The sequence below is a fragment of the Pseudomonas sp. SIMBA_067 genome (assembly GCF_046534675.1).
GTDB classification, from domain to species: domain Bacteria; phylum Pseudomonadota; class Gammaproteobacteria; order Pseudomonadales; family Pseudomonadaceae; genus Aquipseudomonas; species Aquipseudomonas putida.
On sequence record NZ_JAWRYH010000393.1, the window covers coordinates 1 to 274 of the forward strand.

The window sequence follows — 274 nt, forward strand, 5'->3', positions numbered from 1 at the left end:
GCGGCGGTGCTGGATAAAACGGTCACCCCGATGGGTAGCCGGATGCTGAAACGCTGGCTGCATATGCCGCTGCGCGATGCGCGCATCATTAACCAGCGTCAGGAGTCGATTGCTGAGCTACAAAATCTCAGCGACGTGCTGCAACCGGTGCTGCGTCAGGTTGGCGATCTGGAGCGAATCCTGGCTCGCCTGGCCCTGCGCACCGCACGTCCGCGCGATCTGGCTCGCATGCGTCATGCGTTTCAGCAACTGCCGGAACTTAACCAGCTGCTGG

The 274-nt window shown here is 61.7% G+C and carries 1 pseudogene; it reads left to right on the forward strand.

Going from position 1 to position 274, the window contains the following annotated elements:
• A pseudogene (locus tag SB765_RS29585) lies at positions 1-274 on the forward strand (DNA mismatch repair protein MutS); the annotation flags it as partial.